Here is a 20,126-nt window from a genome sequence, read left to right as displayed (position 1 = left end):
GCAGTTTAGGGGACTCTGTACTCAGAGTGTTAGTTACGGGTTAAAAAGATATTTGCTAGCCAATACCTTTGATAAAGACCACTTCATTGCCTTTATCAACCACATCAACTTTGCCACTTTCAATCAGCTTGGTTTCAACGACAATTGACTGCTTACCTTCTACTTTAGGCTGTCCAGTTGCAGCATCAATGACTATAGCGGCACCTACAACGGCACTAAAAGCAGCCCAAGGGTTCGCATGATAGCTAGGTGCAACGACTACAGCATGACGATGATTATTAACGACAACGGTATTGTTATTGCCACAGTACCTGCTGCCATTAACCCAGCGACATCCAGCAAAACTTGATGAACTAAAGACAATAAGCAAAACACTGCAAATAAAAATTGATTTTTTCATAATGGTTCCAAAATAAAATAGGTGCAGTATTCAGAAATTTAAGTTTAAATACTGCGAATACCTTGATGGCGATTAAAGGCTATACTCAGTGACCTTTGCAATATACTCACTAAAACCATGATAGTATTTATCACCTTTTAGTAGCGTTGTTGAGAAATATGTAGGCTGATTAGTATCTAGATGTTTTTCAACATTACCAGTCAAGTCTTTCAATCCATTAATGCTGTATATGTAATAGGACTTAGTTTCATACAATCCTAATTCAACAGCCTCTTTATCAGTGATTCTTTTGATAACTGTATACTCAGACATATACTCTGTTTCTTCAGTAATATCGTTAAAGGAATCAGATACTGTTGCGACATAAATATTATCGTTTATTTCAACCTGTTCAAGTTGGTTCATCTCTTTATTGAAAATATTTATATCACCTTTATCATTATCAATACTTGCAGCATTAGCAGACAAAGAAGTTATAGCAACTAATAGTAATGCAGCACTTTTTAATGTAAAAGTGCGTGAGTTGATTTTTCTCATAATGTTTCCTGTTAAAGTAAGTGACTAACCAGTTGTTAGCTTGGTGACAATTCTACGCTGCTAACTTTTTAATACATCAAAGAAGCATAATGAAAAAATAAAAAGCCAACTTTATATATCAAGTTATTGATATAAAACAGATAAAACCAAACTCACCTCAGATAACCCCAAGATATACAAAGCAAGACCCAACTCACAAAAACATCATAAAACCGAGTCAATATATCTTTTATGAAACCGTTATTTTTTGCTGATTTCTTTATTCTTCAATGCCATTAATCTAGCGCCAAGTTATGAGTTCTGACAATGAACAGAATCATTATAAACACCTTTATATAAGCGAGAACATAATGTCTAAGAAAGCTACCCTAATCGCCGCAACATCAATGGTAACTATTGTTGTAGTTGTATTTGGTTTTAACTCATTCAAGCAAAATATGATTAAAACTAAACTTGCAGCATATAAGCCAGCTCCAGCAGCGGTAACGTCTACTATTGTTAATAACAGCAACTGGAAAGAAACAATTAGTGCTGTTGGCCATATATCAGCTGATCAACAAGTTAATATTACGCCGCAACTATCAGGACAGGTTCGCAGTATATCATTTAAGTCTGGTGATATTGTGGAACAGGGTAGCATACTCGTTCAATTAGATGACCGATTGCTCCAAGCTAATAAAAAAACTAGCGTGGCTAATCTAAAACTCTCACAAATTGAATATCAACGCCAATTAAAGCTATTAAAAACACACAGCACATCACAAGATTCTGTTGATACGGCTGCAGCAACATTAGCAACCAGTCAAGCTGACGTTGAATATATTAAAACTCAAATTGACTTTATGCAGGTAAAAGCACCTTTTGCAGGAAAAGTGGGCATAAGAAAGGTCAACAAGGGGGACTTTATCCAACCAGGTACCACTGTTGTTGAATTACAGAACCTGAGTGAACAATACATTGACTTCTCTATCCCAGAGATACAGTTAGCCAATGTCGCTTTAGCGCAAACAGTGACTTTTACAACTGATACTTACAAAGGACAAAGTTTTATTGCCCACATTACAGCAATTCAACCCTCTGTTGATAGCCAGTCGCATAACTTGGATATTCGCGCCAAGGTGGACCAAAGCTCTACAACTAACAAAGCCTCATTTATTTCAGGTATGTATGTAGAAGCAAAGATTGATACTGCTAACAAGTTAACCCTTATTCCTGTGCCTAATATTGCGGTTAATTATTCGCTATATGGAGATTCTGTTTACGTTCTAAAAGCAGATTCTAAAGTCGCCAGTAAGGATAACAGCAAGTTATTTCTATATAACGTAGAACGTCGCGCAGTAACGACCGGTGAAGAAAGAAACGGTCTAGTCGGTGTTACGTCAGGACTTAAAGCCGGTGATCAGATCATCACCTCCAATACTCAAAGCTTAAAAGATGGCGCACAGGTTCTGGTAAACAACTCTCGTCCATTTACCCAAACAGCATCAGATACAACCAACAAAGGTGAGAAATAATCCCATGAATTTTACCGACTTATTTATTAAACGCCCAGTACTTGCAACAGTGCTAAGTCTCATGCTGTTGGTGTTAGGCCTTAAAGCTTTTGGCATGATGCAAGTGCGTCAATACCCAGAGCTAGAAACGGGTGTGATTACCATCACCACACAATACCCTGGTGCCAGCGCATCAAGTGTACAAGGTTATGTAACTCAACCACTGCAGGCGCAAATCGCTCAGACTGCCGGTATCGACTATATGACATCGGACAGCAGCTTAGGTAAATCACTGATTACGGTCTATCTAAAATTAGATTACCCGTCAGACAAAGCTCTGACAGAAATTTTGTCACTCGTGCAACAGGTTAAATACCGTTTGCCAGCTGGTGTATTAGATCCGAGTATTTTGAAATCTACTTCGCAATCACCGATCTTATACCTGTCATTTTCGAGTGATACCTTAGCAACGGAACAGATCTCGGACTATATTAGCCGTGTGGTTAAGCCAACAATATCTACAGTTAGTGGTGTGTCTAAAACTGACATTTTAGGCCAGCGTGACTTTGCAATGCGCATCTGGTTAAACCCAACTAAAATGGCTGCTTTTGGCATCACAGCATCTGATGTGCAAAATGCTATCAAAGGCAACAATGCAGTAAGTGCTGCAGGTAAAGTAAAAGACCAATATATTGAAGTTGATATTAATGCTCACACAGATGCAGCATCAGTTGCAGAGTTTAAAAATATCACGCTTAAAGCAAGCGATGGTCACCTAATCCATATGCAAGATGTTGCAACGGTAGAACTCGGTGCCAACACTTATGACACCGAAGTTAACTTTAACGGTAAACCAGCGGTTCTGACTGCGATAAGCAATACATCAAACTCTAATCCGCTTAACGTGGCTGCTGATGTTTACACGGTTTTGCCAAGTATTATCGATAGTTTACCAGCAGGAATGGAAGCAAATGTTGTTTATGACTCAACCAAGTATATTCAAACTTCAATCGATGAAGTGGCTAAGACACTGATAGAAGCTGCACTTATTGTTGTTATTGTTATTTTTGCCTTCTTAGGCTCTATGCGCGCAATGATGATCCCACTAGTGACCATTCCACTGTCTCTAATTGGCTCTATGTTTTTCATGCTTGCAATGGGTTTCAGTATTAACATTTTAACCCTGTTAGCAATGGTGCTTGCTATTTCGCTGGTAGTCGATGATGCGATTGTTGTTGTTGAGAATACTTTCCGTCACTTAGAAGATGGCACCGATCCGGTAAAAGCAGCCATTATCAGTGCCCGTGAAATTGCAGGCCCAGTATTTGCGATGACGATTACGTTGGCTGCAGTTTATGCCCCAATTGGTTTTATGGGCGGTCTAACAGGTAAATTATTTACCGAGTTTGCCTTTACCTTAGTCGGTGCCGTGCTTATTTCTGGTTTCTTAGCGCTGACATTGACACCTATGATGTGTTCAAAAGTACTGTCTCAAAAAACGCTTGAAGGTAAGCTCGTTAAGAAAATTGATGGCATTATCGAAATCGTCACTCAATACTACACCCGCATGCTAAACGTGGTCGTTGATAACAGAAAGTTAGTTTGGCCTTTCGCTGGGACGGTATTAGTTGCATTAGTATTTATGTTCACTCATACCGCTTCAGAACTTGCACCACAAGAAGATCAGGGTGTAATGATCATGATGGGTAAAGGCCCAACAACAGCGAATACTGATTATCTTAATCACTTTACTCAGCCGTTAACTGAGATTGTAAACTCTTATCCAGAGAAAGATATGGATATGATGGTCAACGGTTATCAGAACGACCAAACATTCTTTGGCCTTGCGGTACTAAAAGATTGGAGTGAACGTGATGCGTCAGCTAAAGACATCATGAACCGATTCCAAAGCGATGTGAGTACAGTTCCTGGCGTGCAAGTTTACACTTTCTCACCACCAGATTTACCCGGAACTGCGCAGGGTTTACCGTTCCAAATGATCCTGAAAACACCTACAGGGAGTTATGAAGATCTATACAAGTACGCCGAGAAAATGAAAGATTACGCCATAAAAAGCGGTAAGTTTCTTTATGTACAGAACGACTTAGACTTTAGCAAACCACAGGTAGAAGTCAGTATTAACCGTGATAAAGCCGCCCTAATGAATGTTGACACACAGCAAATTGGTTTAGTGTTATCACGTTACTTAAGTGAAGGCTTCGTCAACTACTTTGCATTAAATGAGCGCAGCTATCAGGTGATCACTCAAGTACCACAAGATGACCGTCGTATTGCGAAAGATTTGAAGCAGTACTACGTAAAATCTGCCAATGGGAAAATGGTAGCTTTAGCTTCACTGGTTACCATCACTAAGAGCGTTCAACCATCAGCCGTTGATCAATTCCAGCAGCTTAACAGCGCAATGATTGAAGCGAAAATGATGCCTGGCGTGAGTATTGGTGAAGCTTATACAGTGATGGCCGAGGCAGCTGAGCAGATATTACCAAAGTCATACAGCACTGATGCATCTGGCCAGTTACGTCAGTTCTTAGAAGAAGGTTCGTCATTAGTCGCGACATTCTTTTTAGCGATTATCATTATTTACTTAGTATTGGCAGCACAGTTCGAAAGCTTTAGAGACCCACTAGTTGTGTTAACCAGTGTGCCATTGTCAATTTTTGGCGCAATGTTACCGCTTTACTTCGGTCTTGATACATTGAATATTTATACCGAAGTCGGTTTGGTTACTTTGATTGGCTTGATTAGTAAACACGGTATTTTGATTGTTGAGTTTGCTAACCAACTGCAAGCTGAAAACGGTTACAGTAAACGTGAAGCTGCGGTAAAGGCTGCTGCAGTAAGACTTAGACCAGTACTAATGACAACAGCAGCAATGGTTATTGGTGTTGTACCGTTACTTGTCGCCGTAGGTGCAGGCGCACAAAGCCGTTTCGCTATCGGTTTGGTGATTACAGTCGGTATGTCAATTGGTACTTTGTTTACCTTGTTCGTTTTGCCTACGGTTTATACCTTCTTAGCGCAGGACCATAGACAAAGTGCAGAGGAGCCAACTAAAACAACACCAACTGCAGCATAACGCTTAACAAACCCATAGGCTGTCCCTTCAGCCTTGCATAATAAAAAGCCTAGAGTATTCCTCTAGGCTTTTTGCTACTGAAAAAAGCAGATGAAATTGTTAGCGATACCCGTTATAGCCAAATCATAAATTGATTTTGACCTGTAAACCTTAAGCGATTATGGTGTTGCTCCAATTAGAATAATAATAAATACAGGACGCCTCAGTTTTACTGAGACCGTAAAATACTATGTCCATTTTTACATCCAAATCTATTTTACTATCAGCCCCAATAGCTTTTTTATCGCTGCAGTTGAGCCTGATGTCGCCCGTACAAGCTGCAGGCTCTTTTTATGCAACTCAAACGCTACAATCTCAGCGACCCCATGCGTTCGCACTGCAACCAGAAGCGTATGATTTCCTAATAGCTGCACAAACAAAAACCATTAAAGATGGCGATAAACTGGTTGAGCTTATCCTTGCTGATAAAGATTTGACCGCCGCACTTTCAAAATGGCACACGCTCTCAATCGATGAGCAAATACCCTTTCTGCGTAAAGTGTTTGCATTAGAATATCGCTCAATGGGCATAAAGCCGCCCATGCTAATCATTGATAACCACAGTTACCCAAATAAAATGGTCTATTTTGACTTTGATGTGACGTATTTATCTCCATTAGCGACCAATGATAGTGTTAATTCAGGTGTTGTTTATCTCAACCCTGACAAATTGGCAGCTCAAGACAAATTTGCCAGCTTAGCCTTTCTAATTCATGAAACCAGACACTCTTATCAATTTCAGCTCAGTCAACAACAGCATAGTAATGTTAAAGATAATCAACTCGCTTCAGGTTACATTGCTGCATTTAGCGCCCAAAAATCACTCACGGGCTTTGGGTTTAGTGATTTTCTGACTCTGCTTAATGAATACGAGGCGTTTCAATACGGCAATTACGTATTAGGTCGATTAACCCAGTGGCAGTTCGATCTTATCAGTATGGGCACTTTTGCCAGCCAGTTTGATAGCCGTGGTCAACTAAAGATCGATCTATTACAGCTCGCCGATAGCAATAATTCTGGTGAAATAACGACTGAAACGATGAGTTTATTGCAGAAATATAATCAAATTGCCGAGCAACAATACCAACTGCGCCAAGCCGCTAAAGCCCCATGAATAGCCAACAATCACTTGGCTTTATGTTGCTGGCTGTTCTATCTGCAGTATTAATGGCAACCATCGGTGTGTTCGCTCGTTATGCAGCACTACCCGCAGAACATATTACCTTCTATCGATTAGTCATTGGCGCTGCATGTATGCTGGTGTTTATGCTAATGAGTGGTAAAGCTAAGCAAGTAATCCACAAACCCAGTAAACGCACAGTCATCAACGGAGTAATGCTCGCGGGCTTTATGGTGTTCTATGTACAAGCCATCAGTTATATCAACATGGCTAATGCTGTCATGCTTATCTACCTTGCGCCATTAACCACCGCGGCCTTTGCCCACTTTGTTTTTAAAGAACGGTTGAATAACGTAAACTGCGCTCTGATAATACTCGCGCTAATTGGTTTTGGGCTGATTTTGCCGAGTAGTCTCAACAGCCAAAACCAGCAACAAACTCTAGGTTACCTCTATGCAACACTCGCAATGCTTAGCTACAGCGGTTTTATGCTCATCAACCGTAAGCCAAGCCAATCAACCCCCTACCAAAGCACCTTAGTACAACTTAGCGTTGGTGCGGTTTGTCTACTGCCATTTATATTACAAGCCCCGATTATGCCTTCATCAGAACAATGGGTGTGGTTAGTGGCTATCGGCATACTGCCTGGCTTTTTAGCCATATTATTCGCCGTCAAAGCACTAAGAGCATTACCCGCTATATCATTTGGCACCCTCGCCTACTTTGAACCGGTAGCAGTGGTTATTTTTGCTTGGAGTATATTTAATGAAACACTTGATGGTATTCAACTTATTGGCGCACTGATGATCATTCTCGCAGGAGTTGCTCAAGGGGTTGTAATGCAAAAGCAGCGACCAAACAAAGGAATTGAGATCGACTAAAACTCGGCCGCGGTAGACATTTTTGAACTAGATTTAAACAGGGCTTTTTATTTTATCACCTACAATCACTTTGAAAATGGGAGGTATATGCGCCAGATCACCGTTGATTGGTTTAGGTTATTTCGCTACTCATTTCTGTTCATCGCCTTTAGTCTGATTGTGACTGCCTTTATGCTAATCTACTTTTCAGCTAACCTTGAGGAAGCTTGGCATAAAGGGCTGATGCTTACATTTAAAGAGTTAGAAATGTCATTGGAATTAAGCTTAACACTGTTCATCTATATCAGTTTTCCAGTGCTTTTATTCCGATTTATGTACTACTTTTCGAAAATGCTCTATCGTGGCAGGCAGCAAGGTGTAGCAATTATTACTTATAAAACCCTATTTAATCCGTTTAACTTTCTGTTATTCCCAAGCTTACTTAACCCTCAAGGATTGTTGTATCGACGGCGCTGCATTTTGGCACTGCTGCTACTAGTGCTCATCTACTTGGTGATAATCTTAATCACTTAACCTGCTGCAGAAATTTAACGGCATTATTCAACTCTCGTGTTCTTGCCATTGGTGGCAACGAATTTAAAAATGCTTGGCCATAGGGGCGATTAACAATTCTATTGTCACATAAGATAAGTACCCCTTTGTCTTTCTCATCGCGGATTAAGCGTCCGACTCCCTGGTTGAGTGATATCACCGCCTGTGGCAGTGAGATCTCAGTAAAAGGGTCTTTCCCTTCTCTGGCGATGCTTTCACTACGTGCGCGATAAAGATTATCTTCGGGTGAAACAAATGGCAGCTTATCAATGATGACACAACTCAGCAGTTTTCCTCGTACGTCTACCCCTTCCCAAAATGCCCCTGTCCCTAGTAGCACTGCGTTGCCCAATTGGCGGTACTTTTTCAGTAGGCTTTGCTTATTCGCTTGACCTTGTACTAACAGCGGATATGAAACTCGACGCTGCAAAGCAACTGCGACTTGATTCAACATTCTATGACTAGTGAATAGAATAAAAGTTCGTCCCTGAGCCGCTTCAACCGCTTGCACACAAACGTCAACAAACTGCGGTAATATCGCACTGTGATTACTGACGCTAGCCAAATGGCGTGGCACGCAAAACAGGGCATTGTTGGCATAGTCAAAAGGGCTTTGTAGCAATAGCTGTTTGCAGTTACCTATTCCCAGCTGTTTAGTGAACAGACTCAGATCTTGATTTATCTGCAGCGTAGCCGAAGTAAAAATCCATGCTACTTTTTCGTCGAATAGCTTTTTACACTCTTTAGCGACATCAATTGGCGCAATCCTTAGCATCAAGTAACGATGGCCGTAATCAATACTATAGGCAGCTTGATTGTTCTCACACAAAAAAAACAGTTCGAGTTTAGCCGTTTGAACATCCAACTTTTCGAGTGCATCATCTAAATTATCACTGCGACCGACATGACCCAGCAAGACGCTTTTCAGGGTGGTTAGCTCTTTAAGTAGAGACCAAGATAAAGCTGCTAGCGCTTTATTACTTAACATTCTGCGCCAGTCAGTATCACCGGTGTCGAAAAGTGTTTGCTGCCAATCGTTGAGCAAGGTTAAGCAGCGTGCACTCAGTAGTTCTATCTGCTTAGCATCGCGAAGTTCTTTGCGATATATATCAGCAAACTGTTGCAGTAACTCCGCAATCACTCTGGTTGAACATTGCTGGCCAAAGTAGGTCACTGCGATATCAGGTAGCAAATGAGCTTCGTCAAAAATCACCACATCGGGATCGGGCAATAACTCCGCAAAGCCTGTCTCTTTAATAATTTTATCAGCCAGGAATAAGTGATGATTAACCACAATAACCTTAGCGTCCATGGCGCGACTACGGGCTTTGCGGGTAAAGCAAACATCATAATGATCACAGCGTTGACCAATACAAGTTTCTTTAGCACTGCTTATTAAAGGCAGTGCCTGCGAACTTTCTGACACAGCAGTTAGACCCCCAAGATCACCATCAGTTGTCTGTCCTGCCCATTGATTGATCCTCAATAAGTCATCAAGGATCTGTGTGTCCATTGAACTTGCACCAGATAACTCCTTTTCCATCAAATGTTGGCAAAGATAGTTGTTGCGACCTTTTAATAAGGCCACTTTAGGTGATAAACCAAGCATTAACAGTAATGCGGGTAGGTCTTTGTAAAATAACTGCTCTTGCAAGTTCTTACTGCCGGTACTGACAATAATCTGCTTATGACTAAGCAGTGCAGGAATAAGATAAGCGAAGGTTTTACCCACGCCCGTGCCCGCCTCTACTACAAGATTTTGACGACTTGATATCGAGTCACTAACCGCTTCAGCCATTTGTTGCTGCACCAAACGCAGACTAAAGCCTTTGATTGCTTTAGCCAATGCACCATCAGCTGAGAATGCCGCTAAAACCTGCTGTGTTAATCTCGCGCTCAAAAGCACCTGTACTTAGTGGTCATAGTGTCCAACATCTTCGTCATAAAAAGAGATACAGCTTGAGTGTAACGTATGCTGCTATAGGCTTATAGCGCTTCATCGCCGAATAACACTAAAAAAGCCGGAATTTGCTAGTTGTCGATTGTCCTTTTTTAGAAACAAGGTGGATACTCATCTTGCCCAAAGTGAAACTTGTGACATTTAGATGAACATTGCTCATCTGCTTAAATTAATGGTTGCAATCAGTTATAAAACTGATTAATTTAAATGTATCGGCAACGCAGAGTTATCTCGGTTGCAGATTTATGGCCATCAGGCCCAACTGAATATTTAACGTAGAGAAACAAGAATATGATACAGCTTTTGAACACTATCCATCATCATCACCATATGCGGTAGCCTTCGGAAGCTCACTGCCGGAGGACTCATTCCTTCTGGCGGTTGATTCAAAATATCAAAAACCCCTAGAAGGAATTCTAGGGGTTTTTTGGTTTTAGTTTAACAGTTTGTTTTATATGAATTTTTGAATCAACTTAAAGGAAGTATCCATGTCAGAGTCAAACAGATTGAGAATTGCAATCCAAAAATCAGGTCGTCTATCTAAAGAGTCTCTGAAATTACTTAAGAGCTGTGGTGTAAAATTTAATATCAATGAGCAACGCCTAATTGCTCACGCTGATAACCTACCCATTGATTTACTGCGAGTGCGTGATGACGATATTCCAGGCCTAGTCATGGACGGTGTCGTCGATTTAGGTTTTATTGGCGAAAACGTACTGGAAGAAGAACAAATCGAGCGCCAAACCTTAGGCAAACCCGCTGAGTTCACTAAGCTACGCCAGCTTGATTTCGGCGCATGTCGTTTATCACTTGCTGTACCTAACGAGTTTGATTACCAAGATGCCAGCTCGCTCGAAGGGCTGCGCATTGCCACCTCATACCCTAACCTGCTACGTCGCTACCTAGAACAGAAAGGTATTAACTACAACGACTGTATGCTCAAAGGCTCTGTAGAGGTTGCGCCTAGAGCTGGTCTATCTGATGCCATATGTGATTTAGTCTCAACTGGCGCCACACTAGAAGCCAATGGCCTTTATGAAACTGAAGTCATTTACCAGTCAACGGCATGCCTTATCCAGTCAACCACAAGCCAGCCAGATGACAAACAAGCGCTTATCAACAAGATCCTTTCTCGCATCAACGGTGTTGTACGCGCTAAAGAGAGTAAATACATTTTGCTACACGCACCAACTGAAACCCTAGAGCAAATTGTAGCCTTACTTCCTGGTGCAGAAAACCCAACCGTATTGCCACTCAATGATGATACCAACCGTGTTGCAATCCACGCAGTCAGCACCGAAGACCTGTTCTGGGACACCATGGAACAGCTTACTCAGCTAGGTGCAAGTTCAATTCTTGTCATGCCTATTGAAAAAATGATGGGGTAAGTTGATGGACATTCTCAATTGGCAAACATTAACAACAGCGGCGAAACAAGACGCATTGGCAAGGTCGCCGCTGATCGGCGACTCAAACCTTGAGCAAACTGTGGCTAATATTATCGATGCGGTAGTGGCTGATGGTGACTGTGCTTTGCGCCGTTTTGCTAAGCAGTTTGACAGCGTCAATATTGATAACCTTAAGCTATCAAAAGCGCAAATAGCGCAAGCTTGCCAAGCTGTGCCAGCGGAGCTTAAACAAGCGATAGCCCAAGCTCAAGCAAATATCGATACCTTTCATCGAGCACAGGTATCTAGCCCTGTTGATGTTGAAACCCAAAAAGGTATTCGCTGTGAGCTTAGAAGTGAACCAATTGAGAAGGTAGGCCTGTACATTCCGGGCGGCACAGCGCCGCTGATCTCGACGGTTTTAATGTTGGCACAACCCGCTAAAATTGCAGGTTGCCGTCAACGAGTGTTAGTCAGTCCACCACCGATTAACGACGCTATTATCTACGCCGCCAATGCCTGTGGCATCACTGAGATCTATCAAGTAGGTGGTGCACAAGCCATTGCAGCCCTCGCTTTTGGCACCGAGTCAGTGCCTCAAGTTGATAAAATATTCGGCCCAGGTAATCGCTTTGTCACTGAAGCTAAACGTGCTGTTAGCCAAGATAGCCGAGCAACGGTCAGTATCGATATGCCGGCAGGCCCTTCTGAGGTGTTAGTCATTGCCGATGCGAAAGCCAATGCCAGCTTTGTAGCAGCTGACTTGCTATCGCAAGCTGAACACGGCCCTGACTCACAAGTGATGCTAGTGACAGACTCTAGCGAAGTGGCCAATAAGGTGAATCAAGCACTAACGCAGCAATTGTCTGAGCTTTCACGCTCAGACGTTGCCACTACTGCGCTAAGTTGTAGCCGCACACTGCTGGTCAATGACATGATTGAGGCTGCACAAGTATCTAACCTTTACGGGCCTGAGCACCTCATTATTCAAACCGAGAAGCCTCGAGAAGTGTTAGCTAATATTCGCGCTGCTGGCTCTGTCTTTTTGGGGGCATATACTCCTGAGTCTGTGGGAGATTATGCCAGCGGCACTAACCACGTATTGCCGACTTATGGCTACAGTAAAACAGTGTCAAGTTTGTCACTGGCCGACTTTAGCCGCCGCTTTACCGTGCAAGAGTTAACCGCGGATGGCCTAGCCACTATAGGCAATGCGGTCATGACTCTGGCTGCTGCAGAGCAACTTGATGCTCATAAAAATGCGGTGGCGCTGCGTCTTGCATCACTTAATACCCTTAACAACGACGCTTCGGAGGCATGATGACGAAGACAAACTGTCTTGCACAGCGTTTAGCTAGGCCTGAACTTTTAGATTTGGAAGTTTATCAATCTGCTCGGCGTATTGGCGGCCAGGGTGATATTTGGATAAATGCTAATGAATCACCATTCAATAACACAGGTTTAGTGGGCGTTAACCGTTACCCAGAATGCCAGCCACCAGCATTAATCGATGCTTATAGTCGCTATAGTAAGGTGCCAAGTAACTGTATCTTGACCGGTCGCGGCGCCGATGAAGCCATTGAGATTTTAATTCGTACCTTTTGTAATCCTGGCAAGGATGCCATCACCACCTTTGGTCCCACTTACGGTATGTATGCCATTAGTGCCAAAACAGCCAATGTGGCGGTGAATGCATTGCAATTGACAGATGATTTTCAGCTACCAACGGATTATACGGTGCAGATTGATAAAGGCTTAAGCAGCAAGATCCTGTTCATTTGCAATCCGAATAACCCAACCGGAAGTGTGATTGCAAGGGATGTACTTATTGAGGTCATCGATAGTCATCCTGAGCAGCTAGTGGTGATAGATGAAGCGTATATCGAATTTAGCCCTGAGTATTCGGTGGCAGATTTAGTCGCAAGCAAAAGCAATTTGGTGGTGCTGCGCACCCTTTCTAAAGCTTTTGCACTCGCTGGTGCTCGCTGCGGATTTTTGCTCGCCAACCCTGACATTATCGATATGTGTATGCGTGTCATTGCCCCCTACCCTGTGCCATTGCCGGTTAGTGAACTAGCAGAGCAAGCACTAAGTCCTAATGGCTTAACAACCATGCAAACTCAGGTAGATGAAATGAAGCTGCAAGGCCAGCGATTAGCACAAGCATTGCAAGCCTTTGGTGCCAAAGTGGTAAAAGCGCACGGTAATTACGTTTTGGCAGAGTTTAATGACCAGCCCGCTGTCCAACAAAAGCTAACTCAAGCAGGTGTGATTGCACGAAGTTATAACGACAAACGCTTAGCAAACTGTATTCGCTTTAGCTTTTCCAATCAGGCGCAAACCGACTACTTAATTAACCTTTTTTCGACGCCGAATGAATAAGAATAATCATGACTTGGCATGATGGCTAACGCCAAGTCCAAAATTTAAAAAATCTGAAAGGTAGTATCATAATGAAACAAAAAATTCTCTTTATTGACCGTGACGGCACCATTATCGAAGAGCCTGTGACCGATAAACAGGTAGATACGCTAGCTAAATTGGTATTTGAGCCCAATGTCATTCCTGCACTATTAAAACTACAAACTGCGGGTTACCGGTTAGTGATGGTCAGTAACCAAGACGGACTTGGCACCCCCTCTTTTCCCAAAGATGACTTTGATGCACCGCAAGATATGATGATGCAAATATTGAGCAGCCAAGGGGTTAAATTTGACGATGTCCTTATCTGCCCACATTTCGATGATGAAAACTGCAGTTGCCGTAAACCAAAACTGGGGCTAGTCAAAGAATACCTGACTACTGGTCGCATCGATTTCACCCAATCAGCTGTTATCGGCGATCGTGAAACCGATATGGGACTGGCTGACTCAATGGGCATTCAAGGGCTTCAATACAACCCACAAAGCCTGACTTGGAATGACATTGCCGAAAAACTACTGAGTAAAAATCGTGTGGCTACCGTCGTGCGCACCACTAAAGAGACCGACATTACAGTCACCATCGACCTCGATTCTGGCGTTAAAGGTTCAATCAATACTGGCATTGGTTTTTTTGATCACATGCTAGAGCAGATCTCGACCCACGGTAATTTTAAGATGGACGTTAACGTGGATGGCGATTTAGAAATTGATGATCACCACAGTGTGGAAGATACAGCTCTGGCAATTGGCGATGCACTGCGCCAAGCATTAGGCGATAAGCGCGGAATTGCACGTTTTGGCAATGCCTTTGAGCAAGCGATTCCAATGGATGAAGCCAGCGCAGAATGTTTACTGGATCTATCAGGCCGCCCATTTATTAAATTCTCAGCAGAGTTTGAACGTGAGATGGTCGGTGCGATGGCCACCGAAATGGTGCCACACTTCTTCCGTTCATTCTCAGATGGGCTACGTTGTACTTTGCACCTTAAAACCTTAGGTGATAACGATCACCATAAAGTAGAGAGCTTGTTTAAAGTACTGGGTCGTACGCTACGTCAGGCCGTTGCTATCGAAGGTGATGCATTGCCATCGAGTAAAGGTGTGCTATGAGTGAGCAAGAAGGTAATCAGCAAACAAATGGTACCTCTGGTACCACGGTGATAATCGATACCGGCTGCGCCAACTTAAGTTCAGTTCGCTTCGCGTTTGAACGTTTATTATCGGCTGACGAGCGTCGAAACCTCAGTGTCACCGATGATATCTCGACCATTAAGGCGGCCACTCGGGTCGTGCTACCCGGTGTGGGCACCGCTGGCGCGGCAATGGCATCACTGCGTAACAAGCAGTTAGTCGACGTGATCAGCTCGCTGACTCAACCGGTACTCGGTGTTTGTTTAGGCATGCAGATGTTGACGCGCTTATCAAAAGAGCGTGGCGCAACAACTGAAGACTGTCAGTGCCTTGGGCTGATCCCAACCGACATAGAACAACTTGATAGTAAAGGTTTACCTCTGCCTCATATGGGCTGGAATCAAATAACCCCATCTGCACATCCTATTTTTGAAGGGATCAGCCAAGGCGATTATGTGTATTTTGTCCATAGCTATCGAGCACCAATAAGTGAATTTACTATAGCCAGTGCAGAACATGGTGAGCAGTTTAGCGCGGCGATAGCCAAAGCCAACTTTATCGGCTTGCAGTTTCATCCAGAAAAAAGTGCATCCGTTGGTGCAAGAATGTTGAAAAATTTCCTCAACATGTCGACCGATACTTTTAAGCAAAACAACCATTCAAATCAGTGTGAGGCGTAAAGATGATCATACCAGCAATTGATCTTATAGAAGGTCAAGTCGTTCGTCTTTACCAAGGCGACTACAATCAAAAAACGACGTTTGATTTAAGCCCGTTAGCGCAGCTACAAAGCTACCAAGAGCAAGGTGCTGATTTGCTGCACATTGTTGATTTAACGGGCGCAAAAGACCCGATGAAGCGCCAAACACAGCTTATAGCCAGCTTAGTACAAGGACTAGACACACCGATACAAGTCGGTGGTGGCGTAAGGACTGAAGCGCAGTTGAGTGAGTTACTGGAGATAGGTGTTAGCCGCGTAGTGATAGGCTCATTGGCAGTCAAAGAGCCTGAATTAGTCAAAAGTTGGTTTGTTAAATATGGCAGCGATGCGATCTGTTTAGCGCTCGATGTCAACATTAATGAACAAGGCGATAAAATAGTGGCGGTGTCAGGCTGGCAGTCTGGTGGCGGCAAAACGCTGGAATCCTTAGTGGCTGAGTTTACAGAGGTTGGCCTAAAACACGCCCTTGTAACCGATATTAGCCGCGATGGCACGTTAAAAGGGGCTAATACCGAGCTATACCAAGAGATAAGCGCAGCCTATCCAGAAATTAACTGGCAAGCCTCAGGTGGCATTGCAACCCTTGCAGATGTGCAAGCGGTGAAAGACAGTGGCGCTAATGGCATCATTATTGGCAAAGCACTACTTATCAATCAATTTACCGTTGAGGAGGCGATTACATGTTGGCCAAACGCATAGTCCCCTGCCTCGATGTAAAAGAGGGTAAAGTGGTTAAAGGCGTCCAGTTTCGCAACCACGAAATTGTTGGTGACATTGTGCCTCTGGCCGCTCGCTACGCCGATGAAGGTGCCGATGAATTGGTGTTCTATGACATCACCGCCAGTGCCCATGACCGGGTTATCGACAAGTCGTGGGTCAGCCGTGTGGCTGAGCGTATCGATATTCCATTTTGTGTCGCGGGGGGCATTCGCACCATCGAACAAGCCCGTGAGAAGCTGGCCTTTGGTGCTGATAAGATCTCAATTAACTCTCCAGCGTTAACCGACCCAAGTTTAATCGAACGTTTACAAGACGAGTTTGGCCGCCAATGTATTGTGATTGGTATCGACTCTTACCACGACCACATCAGTGATAGTTATAAAGTAAAACAGTTTACTGGTGATGAGTCTGCCACCAAAGACACCCAATGGTTTACGCAAGATTGGGTAGAAGAGGTACAAAAGCGTGGCTGCGGTGAAATAGTGCTCAACGTGATGAATCAAGATGGCGTACGACAAGGTTATGACATTGAACAGTTGTCTATGGTTCGCTCACTATGCGATGTCCCCTTAATCGCCTCAGGCGGTGCAGGCACAATGGCACACTTTAAAGATGTCTTCACTTTAGCTAATGTCGATGCTGCACTTGCTGCAAGTGTTTTCCACAAAGGGATTATCGATATTCAAGCGTTAAAGCGTTATCTACGTGACAATCAAATCGCTGTGCGCGTTTAATACCAATCGGTATAAGTTAACCACACATAATTTAGCTCGAATTGAGGATGCAACATGACATCGCTTTATCAAACAACACCACAAGACCAAGCACTGTTAGCGCAATTGGATTGGGCCAAAACCGATGGTTTGATCCCCGCTATCGTACAGAACCACCTAAGCGGTAAAGTACTGATGCTAGGTTATATGGACCAAGCAGCTTTAGAAAAGACGCTCACTACCGGTGTAGTCACTTTTTTTAGCCGCAGTAAACAGCGCTTATGGACCAAAGGCGAAACCTCGGGTAATACGCTTGATCTAGTTGCGCTCGATATGGATTGTGACAACGATAGCTTATTGGTTCAGGTGCTGCCTAATGGCCCAACTTGCCATAAAGGCACCGAGAGTTGCTGGACCGATGGTAAGGCCCATAGCTTCATTGATAATCTCAGTGCATTAATTGCGTCTCGCAAAGGTCAAGATCCTAAATCAAGCTACACCGCTTACTTGTTTGACCGTGGCACTAAACGTATCGCGCAAAAAGTCGGTGAAGAAGGGCTTGAGACCGCATTAGCTGCCGCCACCAATGACAAACCAGAACTTATTGATGAAGCATCCGATCTTATCTATCACCTACTGGTGTTATTAGAAGATCAGGAACTATCACTTGAAGAGGTCACTGCAAACCTGATGAAGCGACACAACGCTGCCAAGTAAAATGGGGTGAATAACAGGTTAACTATATCGCTTAAGATCTTCATCTTGATTATAGTTAACCTGTAATGCTCAATACTAAAGCTTCACCTAATATAAAGGCATTAGAATATTATTCACACACAAATACAGTTACATAGAATTACAAACTCTTTATACTACAAGCGATTATCATTCAGAACCCGTTGGTTAGCATGTTTAAATCATTACTTTTCATCACGCTCTTAGTAACCACATTATTGAGCCAAACAGCCACGGCGCAGACTTTGGCTTACTTGATCATATCTGAGCAAGCAGAGCCGTTTCAGATAAATGCAGCAGAGGCAGGGCCGCAGACAGGCGTGGTCACTGATATTGTTGAGTTCTTGGCAAATAAAAAACCATTTGAGATAGTCAATCAAGTCATGCCATTTAAGCGTTATCTTTATGAGATAGAGAAACAAACCTTTCCCAATTGGATAAGCTACGGCTCTCCGACATGGCGCGTTAAAGATGGTAAATATCTACAGAATAAACGCCTGTCAAAACAAGTTCTTTTTACTGCAAATCACATCGCAGTTTCATTGAAAGCAGATAGCGCCATTGTTTGGCAGCAACTGCAACATAAAACGCTCATTCTACTCAAAGGCTTTAAATATCCCGGGTTAGCGCCCTTAATTGACCAGTACCAAATAAAGGTTTTGGAAGTCAGTAGCCACAAAAGTGCACTTCTTGCACTACAAAGCCGCAGAGGCGACCTATTTATAGAGATGAAAAGTAGAGTTCTTTATAGTCTAAATAAACATCAGATCAATCCAACGGCTTTTGTGTTTACCGACATCAACGACACTATCGCACCAGTGGACATTCATTTGAGCTATGGGGATGGTGTCCCACAAGGATTAATAGATTGGAACGATGAACAAATTTTGATAATGAAAGCCCATGGAAAAATTAATGATATTTTGGATAAATATCAGTAAAAAACATCCAAGCTAGGTTGTTGATTTTCTTTTATTAAGAACACTGTTTTTATCTAGGCCAAAACAGCTATCCTACTAGTGTTGCCAAAACTAAGTTCTGATACAATCTGCGCCACTAAAATTAAGCTTCTCAATAATAAAAGTGTGCCCTATGAATCTTGCAGATAAAGTTTTAGTCGTAAATGACAACCTTCCCATCCGTACCGATAAACCCGTACATTCAGGTAAAGTGCGCAGTGTGTACTGGTTAACTCCAGAAGACAGCGCTCGCTTGATAAAAGACAAAGGCTATGACGTACCCGCTGACGCACCATTAGCAATAATGGTAATCAGTGACCGTATCTCTGCGTTTGACTGTGTGTGGCAAGGTGAGAACGGTTTAAATGGTGTTCCTGGTAAAGGGACAGCACTTAACGCAATCTCAAATCACTGGTTTAAGCTATTCAAAGAAAAAGGCTTAGCTGATAGCCATATTTTGGACATACCACATCCGTTAGTATGGATTGTACAAAAAGCTCGCCCAGTGATGATTGAAGCTATTGCTCGTCAATACATTACCGGCTCTATGTGGCGCGCATACAGCAAAGGTGAACGTGAATTTTGTGGCATTACCTTACCTGAAGGCTTAGAGAAAGATCAAAAGCTGCCAGAGATCCTAATCACACCATCAACCAAAGGTGTATTAACGGGTCTAGAAGGTGTACCAGAAGCTGATGACGTTAACGTATCGCGCAGTGACATTGAGCGCCACGTAGCAGGCTTTAATTTCAGCAATGAGTCTGATATCGATTTATACGAGAAATTGCTCTCAGAAGGCTTTGACGTGATTAGCGATGCCTTAGCCGAACAAGACCAAATTTTTGTCGATACAAAATTTGAATTTGGCTATGTCAATGATGCTGCAGGTAATGAGAAACTTATCTATATGGATGAAGTTGGCACCCCTGATAGCTCTAGAATTTGGGATGGTAGTTCTCATCGCGACGGCAAAATCATTGAGCAATCAAAAGAAGGTTTCAGACAGTGGTTACTTAATCACTTCCCAGATGCAGATATCTTACTCAATAAGAACCGCATGGAAGAACGCTTTGCCTTAGCAAAAGACAATAAGCTTCCTGAATCTGTGATGATGGACATCTCTAATACTTATGTCGGTATTGCTGAGAAAGTGATTGGTCAGAAACTGCATATCAGTGAAAACCCTAAGCAGGAGATCATCGATATTTTACGCAGTGAATATCAATTGATCGTTTAAGATACGACCCGTTGGTAGTAAAAAGCCGCAATATTAATTGC

The 20,126-nt window shown here is 42.9% G+C and carries 18 protein-coding genes; 15 read left to right on the top strand and 3 right to left on the bottom strand.

Features of this window, described 5'->3' with window-relative positions:
• Positions 1–55 precede the first annotated feature (55 nt).
• On the bottom strand, positions 56–400 hold the full coding sequence (locus AB4135_RS14030; RefSeq protein WP_371993809.1) for a hypothetical protein: 345 nt from the start codon (positions 398–400) through the stop codon (positions 56–58).
• 72 nt (positions 401–472) lie between these two features.
• Positions 473–937: a hypothetical protein gene (locus AB4135_RS14025; protein ID WP_371993807.1), complete on the bottom strand. Its 465-nt coding sequence runs from the start codon at positions 935–937 to the stop codon at positions 473–475.
• Positions 938–1,287: 350 nt separating this feature from the next.
• Here AB4135_RS14025 and AB4135_RS14020 point away from each other — a divergent pair, with 350 nt between their 5' ends.
• The 5 genes from AB4135_RS14020 (at position 1,288) to AB4135_RS14000 (ending at position 8,080) form a co-directional block, all read left to right on the top strand.
• On the top strand, positions 1,288–2,451 hold the full coding sequence (locus AB4135_RS14020; protein ID WP_371993805.1) for an efflux RND transporter periplasmic adaptor subunit: 1,164 nt from the start codon (positions 1,288–1,290) through the stop codon (positions 2,449–2,451).
• A gap of 4 nt (positions 2,452–2,455) precedes the next feature.
• On the top strand, positions 2,456–5,527 hold the full coding sequence (locus tag AB4135_RS14015) for an efflux RND transporter permease subunit (protein WP_371993803.1): 3,072 nt from the start codon (positions 2,456–2,458) through the stop codon (positions 5,525–5,527).
• A 301-nt stretch (positions 5,528–5,828) separates the two neighbouring features.
• Positions 5,829–6,680 (top strand): hypothetical protein, encoded by an 852-nt coding sequence (locus AB4135_RS14010; protein ID WP_371993801.1) that lies wholly within the window; start codon positions 5,829–5,831, stop codon positions 6,678–6,680.
• Entirely contained in the window at positions 6,677–7,567 is an 891-nt protein-coding gene (locus AB4135_RS14005; protein WP_371993799.1) for a DMT family transporter, read from the top strand. Before AB4135_RS14010 ends, AB4135_RS14005 begins: the two co-directional genes overlap by 4 nt.
• 87 nt (positions 7,568–7,654) lie before the next feature.
• Positions 7,655–8,080, top strand: a complete 426-nt coding sequence (locus AB4135_RS14000; RefSeq protein WP_371993797.1) for a hypothetical protein — start codon at positions 7,655–7,657, stop codon at positions 8,078–8,080.
• Here the strand turns inward: AB4135_RS14000 and AB4135_RS13995 are convergent.
• On the bottom strand, positions 8,073–9,998 hold the full coding sequence (locus AB4135_RS13995; protein ID WP_371993795.1) for an ATP-dependent DNA helicase: 1,926 nt from the start codon (positions 9,996–9,998) through the stop codon (positions 8,073–8,075). The genes AB4135_RS14000 and AB4135_RS13995 overlap by 8 nt on opposite strands.
• Before the next feature lie 548 nt (positions 9,999–10,546).
• Between AB4135_RS13995 and hisG the strand changes: the two genes are divergently transcribed.
• The 10 genes from hisG to AB4135_RS13945 all read left to right on the top strand — a co-directional run bounded on the left by hisG (position 10,547) and on the right by AB4135_RS13945 (position 20,085).
• Positions 10,547–11,446: an ATP phosphoribosyltransferase gene (gene hisG, locus AB4135_RS13990; protein WP_371993793.1), complete on the top strand. Its 900-nt coding sequence runs from the start codon at positions 10,547–10,549 to the stop codon at positions 11,444–11,446.
• Between the two features lie 4 nt (positions 11,447–11,450).
• Positions 11,451–12,767 (top strand): histidinol dehydrogenase, encoded by a 1,317-nt coding sequence (gene hisD / locus AB4135_RS13985; protein WP_371993791.1) that lies wholly within the window; start codon positions 11,451–11,453, stop codon positions 12,765–12,767.
• Entirely contained in the window at positions 12,764–13,828 is a 1,065-nt protein-coding gene (gene hisC / locus AB4135_RS13980) for a histidinol-phosphate transaminase (protein WP_371993789.1), read from the top strand. The genes hisD and hisC overlap by 4 nt, the downstream gene beginning before the upstream one ends.
• Positions 13,829–13,899: 71 nt before the next feature.
• The gene (hisB, locus tag AB4135_RS13975; protein ID WP_371993788.1) at positions 13,900–14,979 is read left to right on the top strand and encodes a bifunctional histidinol-phosphatase/imidazoleglycerol-phosphate dehydratase HisB; all 1,080 of its coding nucleotides are present in this window, start codon (positions 13,900–13,902) and stop codon (positions 14,977–14,979) included.
• Complete coding sequence (gene hisH / locus AB4135_RS13970; protein WP_371993786.1) at positions 14,976–15,680, top strand: imidazole glycerol phosphate synthase subunit HisH; 705 nt, start codon at positions 14,976–14,978, stop codon at positions 15,678–15,680. Before hisB ends, hisH begins: the two co-directional genes overlap by 4 nt.
• A gap of 2 nt (positions 15,681–15,682) precedes the next feature.
• Positions 15,683–16,420 (top strand): 1-(5-phosphoribosyl)-5-[(5-phosphoribosylamino)methylideneamino]imidazole-4-carboxamide isomerase, encoded by a 738-nt coding sequence (gene hisA, locus AB4135_RS13965; protein WP_371993785.1) that lies wholly within the window; start codon positions 15,683–15,685, stop codon positions 16,418–16,420.
• Positions 16,402–17,175 carry an imidazole glycerol phosphate synthase subunit HisF gene (hisF, locus tag AB4135_RS13960; RefSeq protein ID WP_371993783.1) on the top strand — a complete coding sequence of 258 codons (774 nt, stop codon included), beginning with the start codon at positions 16,402–16,404 and terminating at the stop codon, positions 17,173–17,175. Before hisA ends, hisF begins: the two co-directional genes overlap by 19 nt.
• 54 nt (positions 17,176–17,229) lie before the next feature.
• Entirely contained in the window at positions 17,230–17,871 is a 642-nt protein-coding gene (hisIE, locus tag AB4135_RS13955; RefSeq protein ID WP_371993781.1) for a bifunctional phosphoribosyl-AMP cyclohydrolase/phosphoribosyl-ATP diphosphatase HisIE, read from the top strand.
• A 191-nt stretch (positions 17,872–18,062) separates the two neighbouring features.
• Positions 18,063–18,830 (top strand): hypothetical protein, encoded by a 768-nt coding sequence (locus AB4135_RS13950; RefSeq protein WP_371993780.1) that lies wholly within the window; start codon positions 18,063–18,065, stop codon positions 18,828–18,830.
• A gap of 151 nt (positions 18,831–18,981) precedes the next feature.
• Positions 18,982–20,085 (top strand): phosphoribosylaminoimidazolesuccinocarboxamide synthase, encoded by a 1,104-nt coding sequence (locus AB4135_RS13945; protein ID WP_371993778.1) that lies wholly within the window; start codon positions 18,982–18,984, stop codon positions 20,083–20,085.
• The last annotated feature ends 41 nt before the right edge of the window (positions 20,086–20,126 follow it).

Origin of the sequence: Shewanella sp. 10N.286.54.B9 (assembly GCF_041468565.1) — a bacterium.
GTDB lineage: Bacteria > Pseudomonadota > Gammaproteobacteria > Enterobacterales > Shewanellaceae > Shewanella.
Note: the sequence above shows the minus strand (reverse complement) of the source record. Positions and strands in the feature narration are given on the sequence as shown.

Excerpts from the sequence above, each read along its gene's own strand:
- hisF (WP_371993783.1), top strand. The coding sequence starts at position 16,402 with ATGTTGGCCAAACGCATAGTCCCCTGCCTCGATGTAAAAGAGGGTAAA.
- hisH (WP_371993786.1), top strand. The coding sequence starts at position 14,976 with ATGAGTGAGCAAGAAGGTAATCAGCAAACAAATGGTACCTCTGGTACC.
- AB4135_RS14000 (WP_371993797.1), top strand. The coding sequence starts at position 7,655 with ATGCGCCAGATCACCGTTGATTGGTTTAGGTTATTTCGCTACTCATTT.
- hisC (WP_371993789.1), top strand. The coding sequence starts at position 12,764 with ATGATGACGAAGACAAACTGTCTTGCACAGCGTTTAGCTAGGCCTGAA.
- AB4135_RS14030 (WP_371993809.1), bottom strand. The coding sequence starts at position 400 with ATGAAAAAATCAATTTTTATTTGCAGTGTTTTGCTTATTGTCTTTAGT.
- AB4135_RS14020 (WP_371993805.1), top strand. The coding sequence starts at position 1,288 with ATGTCTAAGAAAGCTACCCTAATCGCCGCAACATCAATGGTAACTATT.
- hisIE (WP_371993781.1), top strand. The coding sequence starts at position 17,230 with ATGACATCGCTTTATCAAACAACACCACAAGACCAAGCACTGTTAGCG.
- hisD (WP_371993791.1), top strand. The coding sequence starts at position 11,451 with ATGGACATTCTCAATTGGCAAACATTAACAACAGCGGCGAAACAAGAC.
- AB4135_RS13945 (WP_371993778.1), top strand. The coding sequence starts at position 18,982 with ATGAATCTTGCAGATAAAGTTTTAGTCGTAAATGACAACCTTCCCATC.
- hisB (WP_371993788.1), top strand. The coding sequence starts at position 13,900 with ATGAAACAAAAAATTCTCTTTATTGACCGTGACGGCACCATTATCGAA.
- AB4135_RS14025 (WP_371993807.1), bottom strand. The coding sequence starts at position 937 with ATGAGAAAAATCAACTCACGCACTTTTACATTAAAAAGTGCTGCATTA.
- AB4135_RS13950 (WP_371993780.1), top strand. The coding sequence starts at position 18,063 with ATGTTTAAATCATTACTTTTCATCACGCTCTTAGTAACCACATTATTG.
- hisG (WP_371993793.1), top strand. The coding sequence starts at position 10,547 with ATGTCAGAGTCAAACAGATTGAGAATTGCAATCCAAAAATCAGGTCGT.
- AB4135_RS14010 (WP_371993801.1), top strand. The coding sequence starts at position 5,829 with ATGTCGCCCGTACAAGCTGCAGGCTCTTTTTATGCAACTCAAACGCTA.
- AB4135_RS14005 (WP_371993799.1), top strand. The coding sequence starts at position 6,677 with ATGAATAGCCAACAATCACTTGGCTTTATGTTGCTGGCTGTTCTATCT.
- hisA (WP_371993785.1), top strand. The coding sequence starts at position 15,683 with ATGATCATACCAGCAATTGATCTTATAGAAGGTCAAGTCGTTCGTCTT.
- AB4135_RS14015 (WP_371993803.1), top strand. The coding sequence starts at position 2,456 with ATGAATTTTACCGACTTATTTATTAAACGCCCAGTACTTGCAACAGTG.